At 64.4% G+C, this 21814-nt stretch carries 22 protein-coding genes; 16 read left to right on the top strand and 6 right to left on the bottom strand.

The features are described from left to right. Positions 1-102 precede the first annotated feature (102 nt). From FDP28_RS20185 to FDP28_RS20205, 5 genes are all read right to left on the bottom strand, one after another. A complete protein-coding gene (locus tag FDP28_RS20185) occupies positions 103-702 on the bottom strand; it encodes a hypothetical protein (protein ID WP_144663392.1) in 600 nt (199 codons plus the stop codon). Positions 703-814: 112 nt separating this feature from the next. After that, positions 815-1450 carry an RDD family protein gene (locus FDP28_RS20190; protein ID WP_144663393.1) on the bottom strand — a complete coding sequence of 212 codons (636 nt, stop codon included), beginning with the start codon at positions 1448-1450 and terminating at the stop codon, positions 815-817. 46 nt (positions 1451-1496) lie between these two features. Continuing rightward, entirely contained in the window at positions 1497-2303 is an 807-nt protein-coding gene (locus tag FDP28_RS20195) for a hypothetical protein (protein ID WP_144663394.1), read from the bottom strand. Continuing rightward, positions 2300-3313, bottom strand: a complete 1014-nt coding sequence (locus FDP28_RS20200) for a hypothetical protein (protein WP_144663395.1) — start codon at positions 3311-3313, stop codon at positions 2300-2302. Before FDP28_RS20200 ends, FDP28_RS20195 begins: the two co-directional genes overlap by 4 nt. Positions 3314-3471: 158 nt before the next feature. Beyond that, positions 3472-3960 carry an inorganic diphosphatase gene (locus tag FDP28_RS20205; RefSeq protein ID WP_144663396.1) on the bottom strand — a complete coding sequence of 163 codons (489 nt, stop codon included), beginning with the start codon at positions 3958-3960 and terminating at the stop codon, positions 3472-3474. A 198-nt stretch (positions 3961-4158) separates the two neighbouring features. On the opposite strand from FDP28_RS20205, the gene dacB reads away from it, so the two are divergent. The 5 genes from dacB (at position 4159) to FDP28_RS20230 (ending at position 9557) form a co-directional block, all read left to right on the top strand. Beyond that, positions 4159-5604 carry a D-alanyl-D-alanine carboxypeptidase/D-alanyl-D-alanine endopeptidase gene (dacB, locus tag FDP28_RS20210; protein WP_144663411.1) on the top strand — a complete coding sequence of 482 codons (1446 nt, stop codon included), beginning with the start codon at positions 4159-4161 and terminating at the stop codon, positions 5602-5604. Positions 5605-5699: 95 nt separating this feature from the next. Further along, the gene (locus FDP28_RS20215; RefSeq protein ID WP_144663397.1) at positions 5700-6821 is read left to right on the top strand and encodes a zinc-dependent metalloprotease; all 1122 of its coding nucleotides are present in this window, start codon (positions 5700-5702) and stop codon (positions 6819-6821) included. A 92-nt stretch (positions 6822-6913) separates the two neighbouring features. After that, complete coding sequence (tilS, locus tag FDP28_RS20220; protein ID WP_144663412.1) at positions 6914-7960, top strand: tRNA lysidine(34) synthetase TilS; 1047 nt, start codon at positions 6914-6916, stop codon at positions 7958-7960. 31 nt (positions 7961-7991) lie between these two features. After that, positions 7992-8543: a hypoxanthine phosphoribosyltransferase gene (hpt, locus tag FDP28_RS20225; RefSeq protein WP_144663398.1), complete on the top strand. Its 552-nt coding sequence runs from the start codon at positions 7992-7994 to the stop codon at positions 8541-8543. Positions 8544-8720: 177 nt separating this feature from the next. Then, on the top strand, positions 8721-9557 hold the full coding sequence (locus FDP28_RS20230; protein ID WP_144663399.1) for a hypothetical protein: 837 nt from the start codon (positions 8721-8723) through the stop codon (positions 9555-9557). Positions 9558-9640: 83 nt separating this feature from the next. On the opposite strand, the gene FDP28_RS20235 is transcribed toward FDP28_RS20230, so the two are convergent. Then, a complete protein-coding gene (locus tag FDP28_RS20235) occupies positions 9641-10618 on the bottom strand; it encodes a type IV toxin-antitoxin system AbiEi family antitoxin domain-containing protein (protein ID WP_144663400.1) in 978 nt (325 codons plus the stop codon). A 396-nt stretch (positions 10619-11014) separates the two neighbouring features. On the opposite strand from FDP28_RS20235, the gene ftsH reads away from it, so the two are divergent. From ftsH to FDP28_RS20290, 11 genes are all read left to right on the top strand, one after another. Beyond that, positions 11015-13084: an ATP-dependent zinc metalloprotease FtsH gene (gene ftsH / locus FDP28_RS20240; RefSeq protein ID WP_144663401.1), complete on the top strand. Its 2070-nt coding sequence runs from the start codon at positions 11015-11017 to the stop codon at positions 13082-13084. Positions 13085-13094: 10 nt separating this feature from the next. Further along, positions 13095-13727, top strand: coding sequence for a GTP cyclohydrolase I FolE (gene folE / locus FDP28_RS20245; RefSeq protein WP_144663402.1), 633 nt, complete (start codon positions 13095-13097; stop codon positions 13725-13727). Between the two features lie 5 nt (positions 13728-13732). Next, positions 13733-14638, top strand: a complete 906-nt coding sequence (gene folP, locus FDP28_RS20250) for a dihydropteroate synthase (protein ID WP_144663403.1) — start codon at positions 13733-13735, stop codon at positions 14636-14638. Positions 14639-14650: 12 nt separating this feature from the next. Then, complete coding sequence (folB, locus tag FDP28_RS20255; protein WP_144663404.1) at positions 14651-15010, top strand: dihydroneopterin aldolase; 360 nt, start codon at positions 14651-14653, stop codon at positions 15008-15010. Continuing rightward, positions 15007-15546: a 2-amino-4-hydroxy-6-hydroxymethyldihydropteridine diphosphokinase gene (gene folK / locus FDP28_RS20260; RefSeq protein WP_144663405.1), complete on the top strand. Its 540-nt coding sequence runs from the start codon at positions 15007-15009 to the stop codon at positions 15544-15546. The genes folB and folK overlap by 4 nt, the downstream gene beginning before the upstream one ends. A gap of 2 nt (positions 15547-15548) precedes the next feature. Beyond that, positions 15549-16070, top strand: a complete 522-nt coding sequence (locus FDP28_RS20265; protein WP_144663406.1) for a DUF3180 domain-containing protein — start codon at positions 15549-15551, stop codon at positions 16068-16070. Beyond that, positions 16051-16563: a PH domain-containing protein gene (locus FDP28_RS20270; RefSeq protein ID WP_144663407.1), complete on the top strand. Its 513-nt coding sequence runs from the start codon at positions 16051-16053 to the stop codon at positions 16561-16563. Before FDP28_RS20265 ends, FDP28_RS20270 begins: the two co-directional genes overlap by 20 nt. Before the next feature lie 17 nt (positions 16564-16580). Then, on the top strand, positions 16581-18092 hold the full coding sequence (locus FDP28_RS20275; RefSeq protein WP_144663413.1) for a PH domain-containing protein: 1512 nt from the start codon (positions 16581-16583) through the stop codon (positions 18090-18092). Next, on the top strand, positions 18085-18993 hold the full coding sequence (locus tag FDP28_RS20280; RefSeq protein ID WP_144663408.1) for a Rossmann-like and DUF2520 domain-containing protein: 909 nt from the start codon (positions 18085-18087) through the stop codon (positions 18991-18993). The genes FDP28_RS20275 and FDP28_RS20280 overlap by 8 nt, the downstream gene beginning before the upstream one ends. Positions 18994-18998: 5 nt before the next feature. Continuing rightward, positions 18999-19901, top strand: a complete 903-nt coding sequence (panC, locus tag FDP28_RS20285; RefSeq protein WP_144663409.1) for a pantoate--beta-alanine ligase — start codon at positions 18999-19001, stop codon at positions 19899-19901. Positions 19902-20008: 107 nt separating this feature from the next. Next, positions 20009-21532, top strand: a complete 1524-nt coding sequence (locus FDP28_RS20290) for a DHA2 family efflux MFS transporter permease subunit (protein WP_144663410.1) — start codon at positions 20009-20011, stop codon at positions 21530-21532. Positions 21533-21814 lie beyond the last annotated feature (282 nt).

Here is a 21814-nt window from a genome sequence, read left to right on the forward strand (position 1 = left end):
ATCCATCGGGCGGAACGGCCTGCACCCATCCTGCCAGCCAGTCCCAGACCAGCCACGATCAAGACTCACAGTTGGGTTTGCTGTGTTCTTTTGGGGGGGAAGTCAGCGGACCTCGAGGATCATTTGGAGCAGGCGGGCAGCGGCCGGGCGCGCGGCGTGCTCCTCGGCCCACTGCGCACGGGCCAACGCTTTGCTCACCGCTTGCGTGCTGATTCCCAATTCCTGGGCCACGGCCTTTTGTTGGCCGCGTACCCCCGGCGTGAGCAGGTCGAGCACCCGCCACTCCGCAGCACTGCGGTGCTGGACTATGTGTCCGAGAAGGCGCAGCACTGCTTCAGCCTCGGAGGCCAGTGCCGCCAAGGGGCCATCCACTGCAACGGGGATCCGGTCGTTGCTGCTCCGCAGCCTGTCCACTGCCCGCCGGGCATACACCAACCCATGGCCCGAAGCGTCCTTCACCAGGTTGGGCAGCGGCTCGTTAATAGGTCCGACGCCGATCCCGACATACCACTGGCCGGACCGGAGCGCGATGAGGGCGCTCTCCACGGCTTGATGGCTGGATTCGACAATGCCCTGCACCTCGTCTTCAACCGACCGGTCGAAATCCAGGCGCGCGGGAATGTGCCGCAGGTCCTTGAGCAACTGCGGCACGCGATCTCCGTCGCGACGGCTGTCGCGTTGGTTGATGGTGAGAGTGAACATCGTGGATCACATGCTACCGGCTGGTAGCTGCTCTGCAAGTGGAATTTTCACCTGTTACTTGATGCGTAACAGGAGGTTCCGCCGTGCCGGTTCCGCACAGAACGGCGGCCAGTTACGGCCGCGCATCCGGGTGTTGGCCGTAGAGGTTGGGCAGGTTCTGCTGTTGGGCCGCAGCGGCTTGCTCCGCCGCAACAGCCTTGGGATCCGGAAGGGGCTGCTGGCCCTTTGCAATGCCTGATCGGCGGTCGATGGCCGCAAACTTCGGGTCCCAGGTGTCATCTCCGCCGCCGCTGAGGGCCGCGGCGATGACCATGACCACGAAGAACGGGAAGAAGGACCAGCAGATGGCGCGCCAGCCGCCCAACCAGGCTCCCGCCGTCGTGCCGTTCTTGATCCGTACCGAGCGCATGCCCGCGGCAGCGTCGCCAACACTGCCGGACGTGCCCCAGATCATGCCGTAAATGTAGAGGCCAACAAACCACAGGACACCGTAGAGGGCCAGCCAAAAACCGTCGTTGTAGCCCAGCACCGAGCCGCTGTTCAACATGGACTCGCGCAGCACTGCAGCGATCACGGCCAGGATGACGTAGCCCACCAGGAAGACGACCGCATCCAGCACCCGGCCCCAGAAGTGGGCCGCTCCCGAAGCCTTGACGAAATACGCGCCGGTATCAGGGTGGCGGCGTACCGGGCGGCCGTTGAGGGGGTCCACCATGCCGGTCAGGGTCGTGGGCTTCGAGGTGCTCATGTTGGGCTTTCGGTTCGACGGCGGGATGCGGCTGGGGTGCGGAGGCTCAGGCCAGTCCGGCCAAGCCACCCAGGATGCGGGCCAGGGAAGGAGCCGAGGTTTCCTTCAACTCGAACGAAACAGCTTCACCCTCCTCCGGCAGGCCGGAACCGGGTGCACCTTCCACGCGCGGCGTCAGGACGTGGACTCCCGAGGGCCCGGTGTAGACGGTCACGGTGGGGAACTCGTTGGTGTCGGAATTGAAAGCCACGACATTGCTGGCCGCTTGGGTGTCTGCCAGGGCAGTGGCTGCATGGGCTTCGAACTCGGCTTCGCTGTACACAGCCGGGTCCGTATCGCGGGCGGCCGCCTGCTCAGGGTCCACGAATTCGGCAAGCCGGGGTACCAACTGGTCCCGGGTGACAACGGTGAAACCGTGAAGGCCACCTTCATCGACTTCCTCCAGCAGGACGCCTTCGTCATGGACGTAGCCGTACAGCCAGCGCCTGCCGGTGGAGACAGTGCGTTCCACGGAGACCACATTCTTGCCGCTGCGGCGAAGCGTCAGGGCGCCGGTGATTTCGTCGGTGGCGTGCAGGCGAGAGGGTTCCTTTTCGCCTTCAAAGACCACCGGGTACACGAGTTCCTTCGCGAGCAGTCCCCGCAGGGCAACAGCGCAGAGGACTTCTTTGTTGGTGTCCTGGGTTGAAAGCCAAGGCAATGCCACGAGTTGTTCGTGCTGAACGCCGTCCAATGCCACAACTTCTTCGTCGGTCAGGGTGGGCAAGGGGGCTCCGATGGCACTGGCCGACGCCAACACCTTGGCCGCGGCCTCAACATCCCGTTGGGTCCATTTCATGGTGCTCGTTGTCATCCGAATATCCCTCCGACAAAGTTTCCGACCGACTTGGCGGCGTTACTGACTCCGTCTGCCACCTTACTGCCTACATCCTTGGCGAAATTGCCCACTTCCTTCGCGCCGTCGGCAATGTAACTGCCGGGGTTGCGCGCGAAGTTGGTGATGGAATCCCAGTTGTCGGCCACCAGGTTGCCCAAGGCCCAGGCGCCGGCCACGAGCCCGGCACCAATGACGATCGGCGCGCCGATCGGTCCCAGGAGGGCCGCGCCGCCGGCGGTCATGAGCATGATGCTGCCGACGCCGCCCACCACGGAAAGCCCGCCGGCCACGCGGTCGCCGGCACCCCGCCAGCCGTCGTGCTCGGGGCTGATCATGTCGCCGATTCCACTCACGATGTTCAATGGGGCGGCCACGGCGCCTGCGATGCGGAGGCCCTTGGAGAACTTGCTCGCCTCCTGGAAGGCGGTGCTGTAGGGGATGTTGGCTTTGAGGTCGGTGATGACGTCAGTGACCTTCTCGCCGTTGCGCAACGCCGTAATGCCATCCCGAAGAACCGTGCCGCCGGCGCGCCAGTTGCTCAGGATTTCCTTGGTCTGGCCGTACCGCAGATGCCGGGGAATGACATCCCCGGCTGCATCCGGCTTGACTGGCAGCAGGTACTTGAACGCCGTCCACAGGGGCGCACCCACACCCTTCGCGCCCATGGCAGTGTCATAAACGTCCTTCAGCACACCGACCGACGAGCCCGATCCGTCGTTGTGGCTGGCAAACTCCTGTTGGTTTGCGTGCTTCTTCAGCTGACTGGCGTTCTCCCGCAGCATGTTGGCGGCCTTGACCAGGCTCTGCCGGTGCTGGCTGTTCCAGTCGCCCTTGAAAACGGTGGCATCCCGGCCCTGCCAGGCTGCCGTCGAATTGATCGCGTTGGACAGCTGCGTACTTTGCAGGCTGATGGCCTCGGCGGCTTTGCCCATCACGCCGGCCAGACTGCGAAGCTGCGCGATATCGGCGCCGTAGAACCCAGCCATGTGGAACCCCCTGTGTACAAGCAATGAAAAGTCTCGTCCCAGCCTAGGCGGACAGCGGTGCTGCCGCGATGGGGAGACATGCCCATTAAAAGCACGACGGCGGGTGGTGGGGTTCGCTGGGAACCGCACCACCCGCCGTCGTCACTCAGCTGCGGAGATCAGTGGCCTTCTGCCGAGAAGCGCTTGATGGAAGCTTCCAGCTCGGCTTCGGCGGCAGCGCGGTCGCCCCAGCCTTCAGCCTTGACCCATTTGCCGGGCTCGAGGTCCTTGTAGCGGGTGAAGAAGTGCTCGATTTCCTTGATCAGGAATTCGCTGACATCGCTGACTTCCTGGATGTGGTCGAAGCGGGCGTCAACCGGAACGCAGAGGACCTTGGCGTCTCCGCCGCCGTCGTCGGTCATGTTGAAGACACCGATGGGGCGGGACTCAACGATGACACCCGGGTGGAGGTCGAAGTCCTGCAGGAGCACCAGCGCGTCCAGCGGGTCGCCATCTTCACCCAGCGTGTTCTCGAAGAAGCCGTAGTGCGTGGGGTACTGCATGGAGGTGAACAGGACGCGGTCCAGGCGGACACGGCCGGTTTCGTGGTCAACTTCGTACTTGACGCGCGATCCCTTGGGGATCTCGATGGTCACGTCGTGCTTCATGGAATGCTCCTTGACGGGTGGGTGGGGCGTCGCTCCGCAGAAGCGGCCGCCACGGGTGGCAGGCTGCTTGGCCCGGGGCTGGCGGCAGGCAAAAGTACAGCCGGTGCCGCCGACTACTATTGAGGATATAGCGAGAGACCCGGGTTTCTTGAACCGGCGGGGACATTTCAGGACTGACAGGACCAATCAACTTCCATGATGGGCGTTAAAAACGGGGGTGCCCGCAAGAGGGTGTCCACGGCGTGGGGGCGCCTGGCGTGGCCGTTCCTGTTGTCGGTGGTTTTGCTGTGCGTGGCCGCCGTCGTTGCCTCCGGAATGGTGCCCGGACTGTTCAGCATGCCCAAGCCGGCACCATCGATCCCTTCCTGGCAGCAGGAACCTGCGCAATTGTCCGCTTCCAGTGTTCTCCTGCCCCTGGATCCCAAGGCGGCCGTCCCCGTACCGGCTGAAGTGGCGCGGCTACTTGATGACACCCTCAAACCGGATGGTTCCGGCAGTATCAGTGGCGTGGTCCTGGATGCGGTCACCGGGCAACTCCTGTTTGACCGCGACGCCAATTCCAACCGCATTCCGGCGTCGAACATGAAACTGCTGACGGCCGTTGCCGCGTTGAAGGCGCTGGGTCCCGAATCGCGTTTCACCACCAGGGTGCTCGGCTCCGACAAACCCTCCACCGTGGTCCTGACTGGCGGCGGTGACGTGCTGTTGGGGGCTTCCGCCTCTGACCACGCGGCCGTTCTTGGACACGCGGGCCTCGCTTCCCTGGCAAAAGAAACCGCAGCAGCCTTGGTCTCCGACGGAGTGCAAGGTCCCATCACGGTCCAGGTGGACGACTCCCTTTTCACCGGCCCGGCGCTGAACCCGGCCTGGAGCCTCGACGACGTTGCAGCCGGCGAGACGGCTCCCTTGTATTCGCTGGCCATGAACTCGGGCCGCTACTCACCCGGCGTTGAGACAGGACCTCGGCCGCAGGACTCAGCCATCACCACCGCGCAGGCGTTCGCCGAGCAGTTGGCGGCTGCCGGCGTCGTGGTGAGTCCCGGCGTCGAGCGCGGCAAGGGCCTCCCCGCCAAAGTGTTTGCCACCGCGGAGTCGGCCACGGTCAGTGAGCAAGTGGACCTCATGCTGCAGACCTCCGACAACTTCCTGGCGGAGGCGCTGGGGCGGATGGCCGCTGCTGCCAGCGGCAAGGAAACCACGTACGACGGCGCCACCTCAGCCGTGCGGCAAAGGCTGGGGGAGTTGGGAATCGCCACCGATTCGATGCTATTGGCCGACGTTTCCGGTTTGGCGCTGGAGAACCAGGTCAGCGCCCGGCAGTTCGCCGACGTCGTCCGGGCCATCACCAGCGGTTCCGATCCTGCCCTGCGGGCTGCTTTGGACGGCTTTCCCGTTGCGGGGCTTACCGGCACCCTCAACGACAGGTACGGAGATGCCAGCACCGCCGGAGGCGCCGGGCTGGTGCGCGCCAAGACCGGAACGCTCAACACCGTGATTGCCTTGAGCGGTTATGTGGTGGACGCGGACGGCCGGCTGTTGGTGTTTTCGTTCATCGGCAACGGCCTGGATCCCGGCGCGGCCGGCAACAAGGCAGCCATGGACCGTTCCGCGTCCGGACTGGCATCCTGCGGCTGTCGAGGCTGAGTCTTACCGGAGTGCACCAAGGAGTGCACCACGGAGTGCTCCGCGTGGAGCGAACTTAAGGTTCACTGTCAGCCACGTGTGGTGTGATGGACCGTATGGTGTCATCTGCACGCGAATCGTCAGCAGGGGCCCAGTCCCTGATCAATTGGGATCTGGCCGCCGCTACGGCTGCCCGGCTTGCTCCTCCCGGCCCTGAACTGAGTGCCGGAGACATTGGCAGGGCGGTAGAGAACCTGCGCTTCAACGCCGACGTCTCGGTTCCGCACGTGCACGACATCACCGGACTGGACGCAGCGAAGGATCTGCGTGATTCCCACGTCCTGGTGGTGGATCGCGCGTCGTGGTCCAAGGCCAACACCCAAAGCTTTTCGGTAATGCTCCAGCCGGCGTTGGCGAAGATGCTCGAAAGCCGCGGCGGGAGTGCCATGAGCCCGGCCGCAGCTGCGGCAAGCGGGGCCATCACGGGCACCCAACTGGGCGCCGTCCTTGCCTTCCTGTCGAGCAAGGTCTTGGGCCAGTACGATCCCTTCGCTGCCCTGGCTCCCAACTCCAACGTTCCCCCGGGCGGGCGTCTCCTCCTGGTGGCACCCAACATCATCTCGGTGGAACGCGAACTCAACGTCCACCCGGACGACTTCCGCCTCTGGGTCTGCCTGCACGAGCAAACCCACCGTGTGCAGTTCGCGGCAGCACCGTGGCTGCGGCACCACATGCTCGAGGAAATCGAAAAGCTCAGCGGCAATCTGCTGGGCAACATGGATTCGCTGGTTGAGCGGGCCGGCGCGGTGGCCAAGTCCTTGCGGGACCGGAATCCTTCGGAGAAAACCCCGGGCCGCGGCGCCATCCTGGACCTCCTGCAGAATCCCGAGGAAAAGGCCACCCTCTCGCACATCACCGCGGTCATGAGCCTCCTGGAGGGCCACGCGAATGTGGTGATGGATGCTGTGGATTCCAGCATCGTTCCCTCCGTCAAGACCATCCGCCAGCGCTTCAACGACCGCGGCAAGGACCGCGGCGTGGTGGAGAAGTTCATCCGCAGCGTTCTAGGACTGGACGCCAAGATGCGCCAGTACACCGATGGCGCCAAATTCGTCCGCGAAGTTGTAGCCGTTGCGGGCATGGAGGGTTTCAACAAGGTCTGGGAATCCGCCGAGTACCTGCCCACCGAAGAGGAAATCCACAACTCCCGGCTGTGGCTTGAGCGGATGGGCCTTTGAGCCTTCACGCCAGTTCCGGTGTTGATCCGGCAGGCAAGGGACGACGACGGCCTGGCCGTTTGGCGCCCGTCGTCGGCAAGGCGCGGAAACAGTTGCAGAACGCCCTGGCCGCTGCGGGTTACCCCTCCAGGGTGCTCGTGGCGTGCAGCGGAGGGCCGGATTCACTGGCGCTCGCAGCAGTTGCCGCCTACTTCGGCCGGCGGGGCCACGTGGACGGGCATCCGGTGACGGTGGCCGGCGTCGTCGTGGATCATCAGCTGCAGGCCGGCTCAGCGGAAGTCGCGGCCAAGACCGTCTCCGTGTTGCGCGATCTGGGACTTTCGCCGGTGGAAGTGCGCACGGTTGACGTCGCTTCCACGGGATTCGGGCCGGAAGCTGCTGCCCGCGACGCCCGCCACGCTGCGCTGGAGTCGGCGGCCGACGATCTTGGATGCCAAGCGATCCTCCTCGGCCATACCCTCGATGACCAGGCCGAACAGGTGCTGCTTGGGTTGGCCCGCGGCTCGGGAACGCGTTCCCTTGCTGGCATGCGGCCCGTCCGCGGACGCCTGCTCCGGCCGTTCCTGGGCCTCCGCCGGCAAGAGACCGTGGAGATCTGCGAGGCGGAGGAATTGGAACCCTGGCATGATCCGAGCAACTCCGATCCCGCCTTTGCCCGTTCCAGGACACGAGTGGAAGTCATGCCTGTCCTCGAAGAAAAACTTGGGCCCGGGGTGGCTGAATCCTTGGCCAGGACAGCGGCCATTCTTCAACAGGACGCGGATTTTCTCGAAGATCTGGCCAACGAGACGTATCTCTCACTGGTCCAGCGGGAGGAAGGCGTTGCCTGGTTGCCGGAGGACGCCGTCCGCGGGCTGCCCGCAGCGCTGAGGTTCCGGGTCATCGCGAAGGCCGCGGCCGACGTCGGCGGTCAACAGCCCGGTTACGGGCGGCTCCAGGCGGCGGAAGCGCTGCTTCGCCGGCAAGGCTCGGCGGGACCCGTGCAGCTGCCCGGACACGTCAGTGTTTCCCGCCTGTCCCTCAGCGATCTGGCGCAGGAGCGGCCGAGAGCGTCAGGCGATTCGGCCAATGCCGTTCCCCGCGAAGCCGCACGCTGTGGGAAGCTAGTATTCCGGCATCAGAAACCGTCCCAGCAGTAGCCGCACCCGAGCATCAAAACAGGAGCCATTGGTGGATTCAAACGACGTCCAGGCAGATCTCAAGCACGTTCTTTACACCAAAGAGCAGATCCAAACGCGTATCGCGGAACTCGCGGCGCGGATCGACAAGGACTACGAGGGCCGCGACATCCTCATTGTCGGCGTGCTGAAGGGTGCGGTCATGGTCATGGCTGACCTGGCCCGTGCGCTGCACAGCCACGTCAGCATGGACTGGATGGCTGTTTCGTCCTACGGCTCGGGCACCCAGTCCTCCGGTGTTGTCCGGATCCTCAAGGACCTCGACACCGACCTCATGGGCAAGGACGTCCTGATCGTCGAGGACATCATCGATTCCGGCCTCACCCTCTCCTGGCTGAAGTCCAACCTGGAATCCCGCGGAACTGCCAGCGTGGAGATCTGCACGGCCTTCCGCAAGCCGACTGCCGCCAAGGTCGAAATCGACGTCAAGTACGTCGGCTATGACATCCCCAACGAATTCGTAGTTGGCTACGGCCTGGACTACGCCGAGAAGTACCGCAACCTCGACTTCGTAGGCACCCTGGCTCCGCACGTTTACGAGTAAGCCTTTCGCTCTTTCACTTCGCCGCGCCCGTTTCCGCCGTTTGCACCCGTAACCTCTGGTGCGTTTGGCGGGTAAGGGTGCGACGCTGGTGCCTAAGGGGTGCGCCGAGCGTGTGTGGTTGCAACGAGGATCTTGTTGAACCTGCCATCTCGCCCTTCGCCGGGGCTAAACTAAGCCATGACCGGTGCTTCTGCCCGTGTTCTGACATGGCTTGCCGTCATGGCGACTCTGCTCACGGCCTGCACACCCGCCGTCGACCTTCCCGGAACCGACGTCGGTCAACCAGTGGCGACATCGTCCTACGGGCCAACTGCAGGCGGGGTTGCCACGATCCCGGCCACGGGTGCCACACAAACTTCTGCGCAGCCACAACCTGTGCCCCCGCCTGTGCCGGCACCCCCCGCCCCGCCACAGCCATTTGCCCTGAACCTGTACCAAACGGGCGACTTCGTACCTCAGTACACCTTTGATTGGTGCGTTGCTGCGAGCATTCAGATGGCCCACAACCTCATTGACGACACGGGTGGGGCTTCATGGGCTGATCCTGCGCAGCAGGGCCAGCTGTGGGAGATGGCACGGGCGCGGTCCTCGGACTCCTTCAACGGAGCGAATCCTTTCGGTTGGGCCCAGGTGCTGACCGAGTCCGGGATGGGACCGTACTCCGTGGTGAGCGTTGCCAACTATGAGGCCGCGCTGCAAACAGCGGCACGTGCCATGGCCACTACCGGACGACCGGTGGGCCTCGTAATGTGGAGTGGCCGGCACGCCTGGGTCATGAGCGGATTTGAGTCCGTGGGTGATCCCGCCCTGTTTCCGGAGTTCCAGGTCACGGGCATACGGGTCATGGATCCGCTCTACCCCTACGGCAGTGGGCAATGGGGACCGTCCCCGGAGCCGAACAGCCTGCTCACCCCGGCTCAGCTGGCCACCCAGTTCGTGGTTCGGGAGCCCCGGCGCTGGAGCAGCGGCTTGCCGGCCGGCTACTTGTTGGTACTCCCTGTTGCTTCGGCCTGAGATAACCGAAGTCCGGCCCGACCCAACCGCAACCTTGTCTGACAGGCGTTGAGCTGCGGTGCGCCGCAGTCCCGAAAATCCGGTCAGGCGCGACGCAAGGACGTGAGGCCGCCGTCGTTCAATATGCGCGCAAAGACGCGGGGATCCATCATCTCGTCCCAGCCCCACCGGATGACGGTCAAGCCCAGAGCCCGCAGACCATTTTCGCGGGCCTTTTCCGCCATGACTGCCTGCTGGATGGTCTGGTTTCCCAGCAGTCGATTCCTCAAGTACTTGCCGTTGCCATCAAATTCCCCCACGAGGTCGAGTTCCGGCCACCAGAAGTCTGTTCTTGCTGTTCGTCCGTTCCGCAACGTAAAAGAGCCTTGAAGAGTGGGGACGGGGAAGTTGAGCAAGATCATCCGGGCACGGCTCATGGATTCCCCTACCGATTCCGACTTGTCTGTGGACATTTCGAGGATCGTGCTGGCCCGGCGTCGTCTCGACTGACTCGTGAGCACGGCCATACCGTCAGCAAGTTCGTCAACGTTCGACGGCTGACCCCAGGCCCTTTCCTTGTCCCAATCGTCGACGTCGGGACCTTTGCCCCGCCCTGGTTCCCGTCGGCTGGAGTCCACAACCGCCAATGCCTCGGCAAAATTCAGGGTGGCAGCCAGCTCCGCAGTAGTACGCACTTTGTCAGTGACCTGGAAGTCGCCGAGCTTGGCAACAGCGACGTCACGGGAACCGAAACTTCTCCGGATCCCGTGTTTTGATCGACCACCTGTGGGATCCTCAGTGACGGTGCACAGGTGCTTTGGAACACCAACTACCCCGAGCCCCCAGAGGAGTGCCGCCGTCTGCAGGTTGAAAACGGGCGTTAACCTTGCCGTGTTGACCAGCGCCGCTGCGTGGAGCCCGTGCCGCTGACGGTTATTGAGCCCCGCCCAGTAGGCAGCCCGGACATAGGTGCCTCGTCGGACCCGGACAAGCTCGCCGCGTTTGGCGCGCTTGGCGAGTTGGCGTGGGTCTTGTCCGATACGAGTCGCATCCGTGGCGAGTATGAGTTCTTGCAGGACCATGTGACCTACGCTTCCCCCTGTTACCCCGGGCCGAAAGCTACAGCTTGGTCTATGTGGAAAACCACCACCGCGGCCTTTTCCGCCAATCGCGCCCTTCGTTCACTACCTCCGCGCCCCTTGCCGCGGTTTGCTCCACTGGTTACGGGTGCGTTTGGCGCGAAGGGGTGCGCGCTCCTGGAAGGCGGACCAACAGCCACGCCCCGTAAACCCGGCCAACAACCCTGTCCCCGCGAGCCCGCCGCGAGTATCCTGTGTACGCCCAGAGGGAACTTTTGGACTTTCCAATGCGTGAATTACTGGGAACGGTGTATAGCTTGAAACCGAAGCAGCACCACTCGCGCGCAGAAGTTGCGCCTTGCAGCACTACCAGGAGGGACGGGGCAAAACCCCGATCAGATGAAAGCTAAGAGTTTCTTCAAGGGCCCGGGCATCTGGATTGTTGTCGTCGTTGGCTTGCTCCTGGTGGCATTCGCAACACTGGCTCCGGGCGGTTCCACACGCATTGACACCAAGGATGGCCTCGAACTCCTTTCCCAGAGCGGCAAGGTGGAGCAGGCCAAGATTTTCGACGCCGAGAACCGCGTCGACCTGGTGCTTAAGGACAACCTCAACCTGGACGGACAGGACAAGGGCAAGAACGTCCAGTTCTTCTACGTCACGGACCGTGGTCCCGACGTCGTCAAGGCTGTCACCAACGCCAACCCGGACAAGGGATTCACAGACCAGCCCGTTGAGAACAACTGGTTCTCCGGCCTGTTCTCGCTCCTCATCCCGGTGCTGCTGCTGGGTGTGCTCTTCTGGTTCCTCCTCTCCCGCATGCAGGGTGGCGGCTCCAAGGTCATGCAGTTCGGCAAGTCCAAGGCCAAGCTGGTCAACAAGGACATGCCCCAGGTGACCTTCGCCGATGTTGCCGGCGCTGACGAGGCCGTGGAAGAACTCCAGGAAATCAAGGAGTTCCTCCAGGAGCCCTCAAAGTTCCAGGCTGTTGGCGCGAAGATCCCCAAGGGTGTGCTGCTCTACGGCCCTCCAGGTACTGGTAAAACCCTCCTTGCCCGCGCCGTAGCCGGCGAGGCCGGCGTCCCCTTCTTCTCCATCTCGGGTTCGGACTTCGTCGAGATGTTCGTCGGCGTTGGCGCCTCCCGCGTCCGCGACCTCTTCGAACAAGCCAAGGCAAGTTCTCCTGCCATCATCTTCGTGGACGAGATCGACGCCGTCGGCCGTCACCGCGGTGCCGGCATCGGTGGCGGTAACGACGAGCGCGAGCAAACCCTGAACCAGCTCCTTGTGGAGATGGACGGCTTTGACGTCAAGACCAACGTCATCCTGATCGCAGCCACCAACCGCCCCGACGTCCTCGACCCCGCACTGCTGAGGCCGGGCCGCTTCGACCGCCAGATCACCGTGGAAGCGCCGGACATGGTTGGCCGCGAGCAGATCCTCAACGTCCACGCCAAGGGCAAGCCGATGGCACCGGGCATCGACCTCCGGGCTGTTGCCAAGAAGACTCCCGGCTACACCGGTGCTGACCTGGCCAACGTCCTGAACGAGGCCGCGCTGCTGACTGCCCGTTCGAATGCCAACCTGATCGACGACCGTGCGCTGGACGAGGCCATTGACCGCGTCATGGCCGGCCCCCAGAAGCGCAGCCGCGTGATGAAGGAGCTTGAGCGCAAGATCACCGCGTACCACGAAGGTGGCCACGCGCTGGTGGCAGCAGCACTGCGGAACTCCGCCCCGGTCACCAAGATCACCATCCTTCCCCGCGGCCGCGCCCTCGGCTACACCATGGTGATCCCCGAGGACGACAAGTACTCGGTCACCCGCAACGAACTGCTGGACCAGATGGCCTACGCCATGGGTGGCCGCGTTGCCGAGGAAATCGTCTTCCACGACCCCTCCACGGGTGCGTCCAACGACATCGAGAAGGCCACCTCCACGGCCCGCAAGATGGTCACCCAGTACGGCATGAGCGAACGCGTTGGTGCCGTGAAGCTGGGACAAGGCGGCGGTGAGCCGTTCCTTGGCCGTGACGCTGCCCAGGAGCGGAACTTCTCGGACCAGATCGCGTACGTCGTGGACGAAGAAGTCCGTCGCCTGATCGACCAGGCCCACGACGAGGCCTATGCCATCCTCACGGAAAACCGGGACATCCTGGACCGCCTGGCGCTGGAGCTCCTGGAGCGTGAAACCCTGAACCAGGCCGAGATCGCCGAGATCTTCCACGACATCCGCAAGCGCGACTTCCGCGAGATCTGGCTGTCCAAGGAATCCCGGCCGGTGCAGTCGATTCCGCCGGTGGAAACCCGTGCCGAAAAGGCCGAGCGCGAAGCCCAGGAGGAAGCCAAGAAGGCCCGTTTGGACGAGCCGCTGGACGTCGTAGCTCCGCACGCCCAAGGTGTCAGCAGCCAGGAATCCTTCCAGGCCCCGCAGCCCGACGGCGGCAACGACCACCCGCATCACGGCTAAGCTTTCTGCTGTGACTCATTTCGACGACGACGACCTCGCCGCCGCCCACGGTTCCGCCGCGGGCTCCAAGGCCCACTCCAAAGTGGACCGCCCGCGCATCGAAGCGGCTGTCCGGGAAATCCTCCTGGCCATTGGCGAAGACCCTGACCGTGGCGGCCTCCAGGACACGCCCAAGCGCGTGGCCAAGGCCTACGCGGAGGTCTTCGCCGGGCTCCACCAGCACCCGGCTGATGTCCTGTCCACCACGTTCGACCTCGACCACGAAGAGCTTGTCCTGGTGAAGGACATCCCCTTCTACTCCACGTGCGAACACCACCTGGTGCCGTTCCACGGAGTAGCCCACGTCGGTTACATTCCGTCACATGACGGCAAGGTGACCGGCCTCAGCAAGCTGGCACGGCTGGTAGACATCTACGCACGCCGGCCGCAGGTGCAGGAACGCCTCACCACGCAGATCGTGGAGGCCCTGGTGCAGCACCTCAACCCGCGCGGGGCGATTGTCGTCGTCGAATGTGAACACATGTGCATGTCCATGCGCGGCATCCGAAAGCCGGGCGCCAAGACCGTCACCAGCGCGGTGCGCGGTCAGCTCCATGACCCGGCCACCCGCGCCGAGGCCATGAGCCTCATCATCGGAAGGTAAGCATTATGGACTCCCTCGCTGCAGCACCCGGAACCGGCCCGGCTACTAGCCCGCTGCCGGTTCTCCGCAAGCCGCGGCCGGCGGCCAGGTTCGAGGACCTGCCAACGGACCGCACGCTCGTCATGGGAATCCTCAACGTCACCCCGGATTCCTTCAGCGACGGCGGCAACCACCACACGCCTGACTCGGCAATCGCGCTGGGCCTGCGGATGTTCTACGCCGGAGCTGACATCATCGACGTCGGCGGCGAGTCGACGCGGTCGGGCGCCGAGCCCGTGGATCCGGAAGAAGAACAGCGCCGTGTCCTGCCAGTGGTCCAGGCGCTGGTCAAAGCCGGCGCCCTGGTCAGTATCGACACGATGCACACCTCCACTGCCGCGGCAGCCGTTGAGGCCGGAGCCGCCATCATCAACGATGTGTCGGGCCTGACCATCGAGCCCGGAATGCCGGAGCTCGTGGCGCGGACCAAGGTCCCGTATATCCTCACGCACCGCCGTGGGGACGCCCGGACCATGGATAGCCTGACGGATTACGGCAACGTGACCGAGGACGTGGTGGCCGAGCTCAGCGGCGTCCGCGACAAACTGTATGCCGCCGGTGTTGCTCCGGAGCAGATCATCGTCGATCCCGGCATCGGGTTCTCCAAGAACGAGGACCAGAACTGGGAGCTGCTGAAAAACCTGGACCAGCTTTTCACTTTGGGACACAAAGTGATGGTCGCGGCTTCACGCAAGCGCTTCCTGGGTTCGCTCCTGACGGTGGCCGGCAAGTCGGCTGCCCCGTTGGAACGCGACTCCGCTACAGCGGCCATCACGGCGTTGAGTGCCGCCAAGGGCGCCTGGGCTGTCCGCGTCCACGACGTCGGTCCCAACCTTGACGCCGTCAAGGTTGCCGCCCGTATCGCCCGCTGATTGGATAAAGCTGTGGACAGGATCACGCTGACCGGCGTCACCGCCGTCGGTTATCACGGAGTGTTCGATTTCGAGCGCCGGGACGGCCAGCCCTTCGTCGTGGATGCCGTGCTGCACACGGACTTCACCAAGGCCGCCGAGACCGATGATCTGCAGTACACAGCGCATTATGGCCACGTCGCCGAGCTGATCACCAAGCACATCGAGGGTGAGCCCTTGAACCTGATCGAGGGCCTGGCTGTGAGGATCGCCGAGGGCATCCTCGAGAATTACAACGTGGCCGCCGTCGACGTCACCGTCCACAAGCCCAAAGCACCCATCGAGGTGCCGTTCGGTGATGTGACTGTCAGCGTCCACCGGGAGCGGTCATGACGTCTGGCTATACCAAGGCCATTTTGGCATTGGGCAGCAACCTGGGGGAGCGGAACGACACCCTGTCCACTGCTGTCGCGGATCTGGTCGACCCGCCGGAGGTCCGCCTTTTGGGGGTTTCGCCGGTGGTTCAGACCAAGCCCGTCGGCGGGCCGGAGGGCCAGCCTGATTTCTTGAACATGGTCATGGCAGTGGAAACCACGCTCACCCCGATGGAGCTCCTGAAGCACTGCAACGATGTGGAAGAAAAGCACCACCGGACGCGCGAAGTGCGCTGGGGTCCCAGGACGCTGGACGTGGACATCATCGTGTTTGGCGACGTTGTGAGCGACGACCCCGTCCTCACCATCCCGCACCCCCGGGCAGCCGAACGGGCGTTCGTGTTGTACCCGTGGTCGCTTCTGGAACCGCACGCGCAACTGGAGGGCCGGAGCGTGGCCGAACTGGCCGCCGTCGCAGCTGACATGCCTGATATCCGCAGGTTTGACGGCTACGGTGACGTCGCAGGCATTCCGGCGACAGGGGCGGTGGAGTAGCCATGAAAGCCATGCGCCCAGTGGTTTTGGTGCTCATCACGGTCATTGCTGCGGTCATCGGTTGGTTGGCGACGTTGAGCACCAACCGCTTCAGCATGCCAACCCCGGTCCTGCCGACGTCGGCCCTGGTCACCATGGGTGTCATTGCCGGGCTCACGCTCGTCATGGGTGTGCGGGTCCTGCGCTGGCGGAACGGCAAGAAGAAGAACCTGCTGAATCCGATCCTTGCCGCCCGGACGCTGATCCTTGCCCAGGCATGTGCTTATGCAGGAACACTCCTCCTTGGCTGGCATGCCGGAATTGCTGTGGACCTCCTGCGGATCGGCACCCTGCGCAGCGGTGAAGGCATTTTGTGGAACGCGCTCCTGATGGGCGGAGGCGGCGTAGTGATGATTGTTGTCGGCCTGGTGGTTGAGCGTTTTTGCCGGATTCCGCCGGAGGACATCGAAGGCGGCACGTCCGGTCCCGAAACCCGCCGTGGAGAGACCAAAGGCGAAGGCGAGTATGCGTACCGAGGCGATTGACCCTCCCGGCGTCCAGTGGCTGCGGGTTTCCCCGAAGTACGTCACTGTCCGCTTGGTGGAGTGGGCCATCGGCAACCTGGTGATGCTGGCCGTGCTTGGCCTGCCGCTGGTGTTCGTACTTCTGGGCTGGTGGCGTTGGCCGCCGCTCTGGCTGGCCATAGCCGTGCCCGCGGTGATGTTGGTGTTGGCGCTGTGGCGCTTGGTGCTTATTCCGCGGCAAGTACGGGCCATCGGTTACGCAGAACGCGACGATGATCTGCTCATCCGCCGCGGCATCTTTTTCCAGCGCACCATGGTGGTTCCTTACGGCCGGATGCAATACGTCGATGTCGCCGTCGGGCCTGTTGAGCGCAGCCTGGGGCTGTGCACCCTGAAGCTGCACACCGCGTCGACAGGAACAAACGCCCATCTCCCCGGTCTTCCGGCACAGGAAGGCGCCCGCCTGCGTGAGCAGCTTTCGGCCCGCGGAGAAGCCAGGCTGGCCGGGCTGTGAGCCCTGGAGAGCCTGTGATGGTGTTGCCGGACCAGGCCGTCGAAGGCGGGTGGAAGCGCGTCCATCCTGCCTCACCTTTCGTGCGCGGCTGGGTGGCACTGGCCGCCGTCGGCTTCTTCTTTGGGCGCGATGCCTTCGAGCGCCTGCTGCAGGGGCGGGACTTTGTTGACCCGGCGTTGAGCGGCAGGGCCCCTTGGCTGCTTGCTGGAGGCGGTGTTGTGCTGCTGCTGACGGTGGGTGGCTTCATCCTCAGCTGGTACTTCACGCGTTACCAGGTGGCCGAGGGCTTCGTCCGCGTGAACACCGGCTTCCTGTTCAAGCAGCAGCGGCAGGCCCGCCTGGACCGCGTGCAGGCCATCGACATCGTGCAGCCCCTTTTGGCGCGGATTTTCGGTCTCGCGGAACTCAAGTTCGAAGTGGCCGACGCCGGTGAGTCGGCGGTGCGGCTGGCTTACCTTCCGGTGGAGCAGGCCAAGCAGTTGCGCGCCACCATCCTGGCCCGTGCGGCCGGTGTGGTCAGCGAACCCGGCTCGCCCCAGGAAGTCCCGGAAGCGCCCGAACATGTGGTGTTATCGGTCCCGCCCGGACGCCTGCTCGGTTCGCTGTTGCTGAGCGAACAGACCGTGGGCATCCTCCTCGGAGCCGCAGCTGTGGTGTCCACGTCTGTCCTGCTGGATAACACCGCGATTTTCCTGGCCCTCATTCCTGCCATTCTGGGCATTGGCGCCTCATATTGGAATGCGTTCAACAAGGGCTACAACTTCACCGCCGCCATCTCCCCGGACGGCATCCGGCTCCGCTACGGTCTGCTGGATACGCAGGCGCAGACGCTGCCTCCCGGCCGTATCCAGGCCGTGATGGTGAGGCAGCCTCCCATCTGGAGGATTTTCGGCTGGTACCGCATGCACGTGAACGTGGCCGGTTACGGTGCGGCGGGCACCGGCGAGGGCGCAGCGCGCACCATGTTGCTCCCTGTGGGCTTGAAATCCAACGCCCTGCGGATGCTGTCCTTGGTTTTGCCGGATCCTGGCGTAGATAACCCCGAGGAAGTGTTTGTCGCCGGATTGGAGGGTCTCGCGCCGGCCTCTGGCAGCGCTTACGGGACCGACGGATTCGTCACTACGCCGCGTCGCGCCTGGCTGCTGGCTCCGCTCGGGTGGCGCCGGAACGGCTTCCTCGCCACAGGTACGGCGCTGCTGATCCGGTCCGGCCGGTGGTGGCGCACCCTGGTGGTGGTTCCGCATCAGCGCACCCAATCCATGGCCTTGCAGCAAGGTCCCCTGGCCCGCCGTTTCGGCGTGGCCGATCTCGTCCTGCACACCACGGCCGGTCCAGTCATGCCAAGGGTGTTCCAAGCGGGAGTGCCCCAGGCAGTGGAACTTTTCGACCAGCAGGCGGCCCGTGCCCGGGAGGCACGCAAGCGGCAGACCAGTGAGCAGTGGCTGGCGCAAGTAGCGCCGCAGGCTCCCGAAGTTGCGGTGGCAGCCCGACCCCAACACACCAACCAGGAGGACCGACAGGATGGCTAAGCCAGGACGACTCGGAGTCGGAATCGTCGGCGCCGGCAAGGTGGGCGCCGTCTTGGGCGCGGCTTTGCGCGCGGCCGAGCACGCCGTCGTCGGGGTTTCCGCCGTGTCCGAAGAGAGCCGGGAGCGGGCCGAAAACCTGCTACCCGGCGTCCCGATCCTTGAGATCCAGGACATCGTGGAACGTTCGGAGCTGGTGCTGTTGGCCGTGCCGGATGACGCACTCGGTGAACTCGTGACGGGGTTGGCCACGTTGGGCGCCTGGCAACCGGGGCAACTCGTGGCGCACACGTCGGGCCGGTATGGCGTCGGCATTCTCAACCCGGTGCGGGCCGCGGGTGCGATTCCGCTGGCCCTGCATCCGGCCATGACCTTCACCGGCATGAGTCTTGACCTGACCCGCCTGATGGATTGCACCTTCGGCGTCACCGCGGACGCAGCCATGCTTCCGATCGCGCAGGCACTCGTGGTGGAGATGGGCGCTGAGCCGGTCGCCATCGCCGAAGCCGACCGCACCCTGTACCACGCTGCCCTGGCGCACAGCTCCAACCACATGGTCACCCTGGTGGCCCAGGCGTCACAGCTGCTGCGGGAGATCGGCGTCGAAAGTCCTGAGTCGATGCTGGGTCCGCTGTTGCGGGCGACGCTTGAAAACGCCCTTGCGTCGGGCGAATCCGCGCTGACCGGGCCGGTGGCCCGCGGAGATGTGGGTACTGTTACCGCGCACGCCCAGGCGTTGAAAGAGTACGACGCCGGCGCGGGCGGTGACGTCCTTGCCGCCTACCAGGCGATGGCGCGGGCAACAGCGCGCAGGGCCGGAAACCGCGGCCTCCTGCGCCCCGAACAACTGACGGATATTGACGCGGCTTTGGATGCCGAACCCAAAGCGACGGAAGGAAACTAAACCACATGGCCATCAAACTCGTGACCACCGCGGCGGAGTTGCGCGCCGAAAGCGCCCGGCTGCTTGCTGAAAAGCGCGGGAGTTCCCAAGGCCTCGTCCCCACGATGGGCGCCCTGCACCAGGGCCATGCTGCCTTGGCCAGGACGGCGGTAGCTGAGAACGACGTTGTGGTCGCAACCATCTTCGTGAACCCGCTGCAGTTCGGCGACGCCGTGGATCTGGACCGGTACCCCCGCACTCTGGATGCCGATATGGCACTGCTGGATGCAGAAGGCGTGGACCTCGTCTTTGCCCCGTCGGTGGACGAGGTCTATCCGGGCGGGCAGCCGCTGGTTCGCGTCACGTCCGGGCCGCTGGGCGAAAAGTGGGAAGGCGCGTCACGCCCCGGGCATTTCGACGGCGCCCTCACCGTGGTGGCCAAGCTGCTGCATTACGGCCTGCCTGGAGGTGCTGCAGCGGACGGCACGACGGCGGCCTACCGGGCTTACTTTGGCCAGAAGGACGCGCAGCAGTTGGCCCTTGTGAAGCGGATGGTCTCGGACCTGAACTTCCCTGTGGAGATTGTTCCCGTGCCGATCGTCCGCAGTGACGACGGATTGGCCCTTTCAAGCCGGAACCGTTTCCTGTCAGCCGAGGAGCACGAGGCCGCCCTCGTATTGTCGCGGGCCCTGCGTCTTATCGAGTCCCGCGCGAAGGCGCACGAGCCGCTCGACCTGGAGTCCGCCGTCGCGCTGGTTGAGTCCCAGCCGCTGGTCGAACTGGACTATTTCGACGTCGTCGATCCCGCCACCCTGGAACCGCTCGCCGAGAACTGCAAGGAAACTCCGTTCCGGGGCGAAGGACTGGCGATCATCGCTGCGAAGGTGGGTCCTGTGCGGCTCATCGACAACGCGCCATTGTTTTCCTAAGGTTTGATTTTTTCCGGTGACGGGAATTGGCCTGGCGTCTAGACTGTTCTAGTCTTCACCGGCACTGATCGCCGGACATCACAGCCAAACCACCTTGGGGAACCTTCATGTCTACCGACGTCACGTCCGACGCAAACGGCAAGCCCGACTCCGGAGCACCCGCCTCGGCAGGGACAACGTCCGCGCAGGCGGCAGTATCCCAGGGGCCGGGCCCGCAGCCTGCGGCCCCGCAGGCGCCGGCCTCTGACAAGATGTCCCGCGAGTCCGTGACGGTCATCGTCACGCTGTTGGTGGCGACCTTCGTGGTGATCCTCAACGAAACCATCATGAACGTTGCGTTGCAGCGGTTGATGACGGACCTTCAGGTGAGTGCCTCCACGGTGCAGTGGCTGGCTACCGGCTTCATGCTCACCATGGCCGTCGTCATTCCCACCACGGGGTTCATCCTGCAGCGCATGAGTACCCGCGGGGCCTTCATGCTGGCCATGGGACTCTTCAGCGGTGGCACCCTGCTGGCAGCTCTTGCACCGGGATTCCTGGTGCTGCTGCTGGCGCGTATCGTCCAGGCCGGCGGCACGGCCATCATGCTGCCGTTGCTGATGACCACCATCCTTACCCTGGTTCCCCTGTCCAGGCGCGGAGCCGTCATGGGTAACGTGAGCATCGCCATTTCAGTGGCACCGGCCATGGGGCCCACCGTTTCCGGCATCATCCTTGACCACTTCTCGTGGCGTTTCATGTTCGTATTCGTGCTGCCCGTTGCCTTGGCCGCTTTCGCGATTGGTGCCAAGTACCTGACCAATGTGGGTGAGCGGGAGAAGACCACACTTGACCTGACCTCCGTGATCCTCACTGTCCCTGCGTTCGGTGGCCTGGTCTATGGGCTCAGCCAGATCGGTGGCTCCAACGCAGGCGTTGTTCCGGTGATCGCCCTGGTAGTCGGACTCCTGTGCCTGGCCCTGTTTGTCTTCCGGCAGCTCAAGCTCCAGAAGTCCGATGCTCCACTGCTGGACCTGCGCGCTTTCAAGTTCCGCATGTTCACGGTGTCCACGCTTTTGATGGTGGTGGCGATGATGGCCCTCTTCGGCGGAGTGATCCTGCTGCCGCTGTACCTGCAGAACACCCTGCACCTGCAGCCATTGGAAACCGGCCTGGCATTGTTGCCTGGTGGATTGGCCATGGGTCTGCTGGGCCCTGTCATCGGCAGGATCTTCGACAAGGTTGGCCCGCTGCCCCTGACACTGTCCGGCTCCATCCTGATGGTCCTGACGCTGTGGCAGTTCTCCCGGCTCGACGAGGGAAGTGCGCTCGGTTGGGTGATTGCCCTCCACGTAGCCTTGAGCTTTGGCCTGGCGCTCCTGTTCACGCCCGCGTTCACCACCGGACTGAACCCGCTGCCGCCGCATCTCTACTCGCATGGTTCGGCGATCATCAGCACGGCCCAGCAGGTTTCGGGCGCAGCCGGCACCGCACTGCTGGTGTCCATTTACGCCGTGGTCTCTGCATCGTCCGGACTTGTTGCCGGCATGCACGCAGCGTTCCTGGCAGCCACTGTGATCGCTGTGATCGCGGTGGTGCTCAGCGCCATGATGCGGAAGACCGAAGGCGCGGGCGCCCACGGAGGCCACTGACGTCCTTGCGCGTCTGCAACCCTCTCTCACATCCCTCCCGTTTGCCCCGGTCCCTCTCTCACATCCCATGGGTTGGGTCCGGTCGCTCGCTCACATAACAACCGTTTCACCTCAACGCTCTCTCACCTTGTCGGTGGGGGAGCGTTGTTGCTTTCGGGGTTGCTCCAAGTCCCAGGCCGGATACCGATGCTCGCTCACATCCCCGGGGTTTGGTGCGGATGCTCGTTCACGTTCCGCGGGGTTGGGTGCGGACGCCCGCTCGGGTGGGTGTTCGACGGCGGG

It is taken from the genome of Paenarthrobacter nicotinovorans, from assembly GCF_007670255.1.
Classification (GTDB): domain Bacteria; phylum Actinomycetota; class Actinomycetes; order Actinomycetales; family Micrococcaceae; genus Arthrobacter; species Arthrobacter nicotinovorans_B.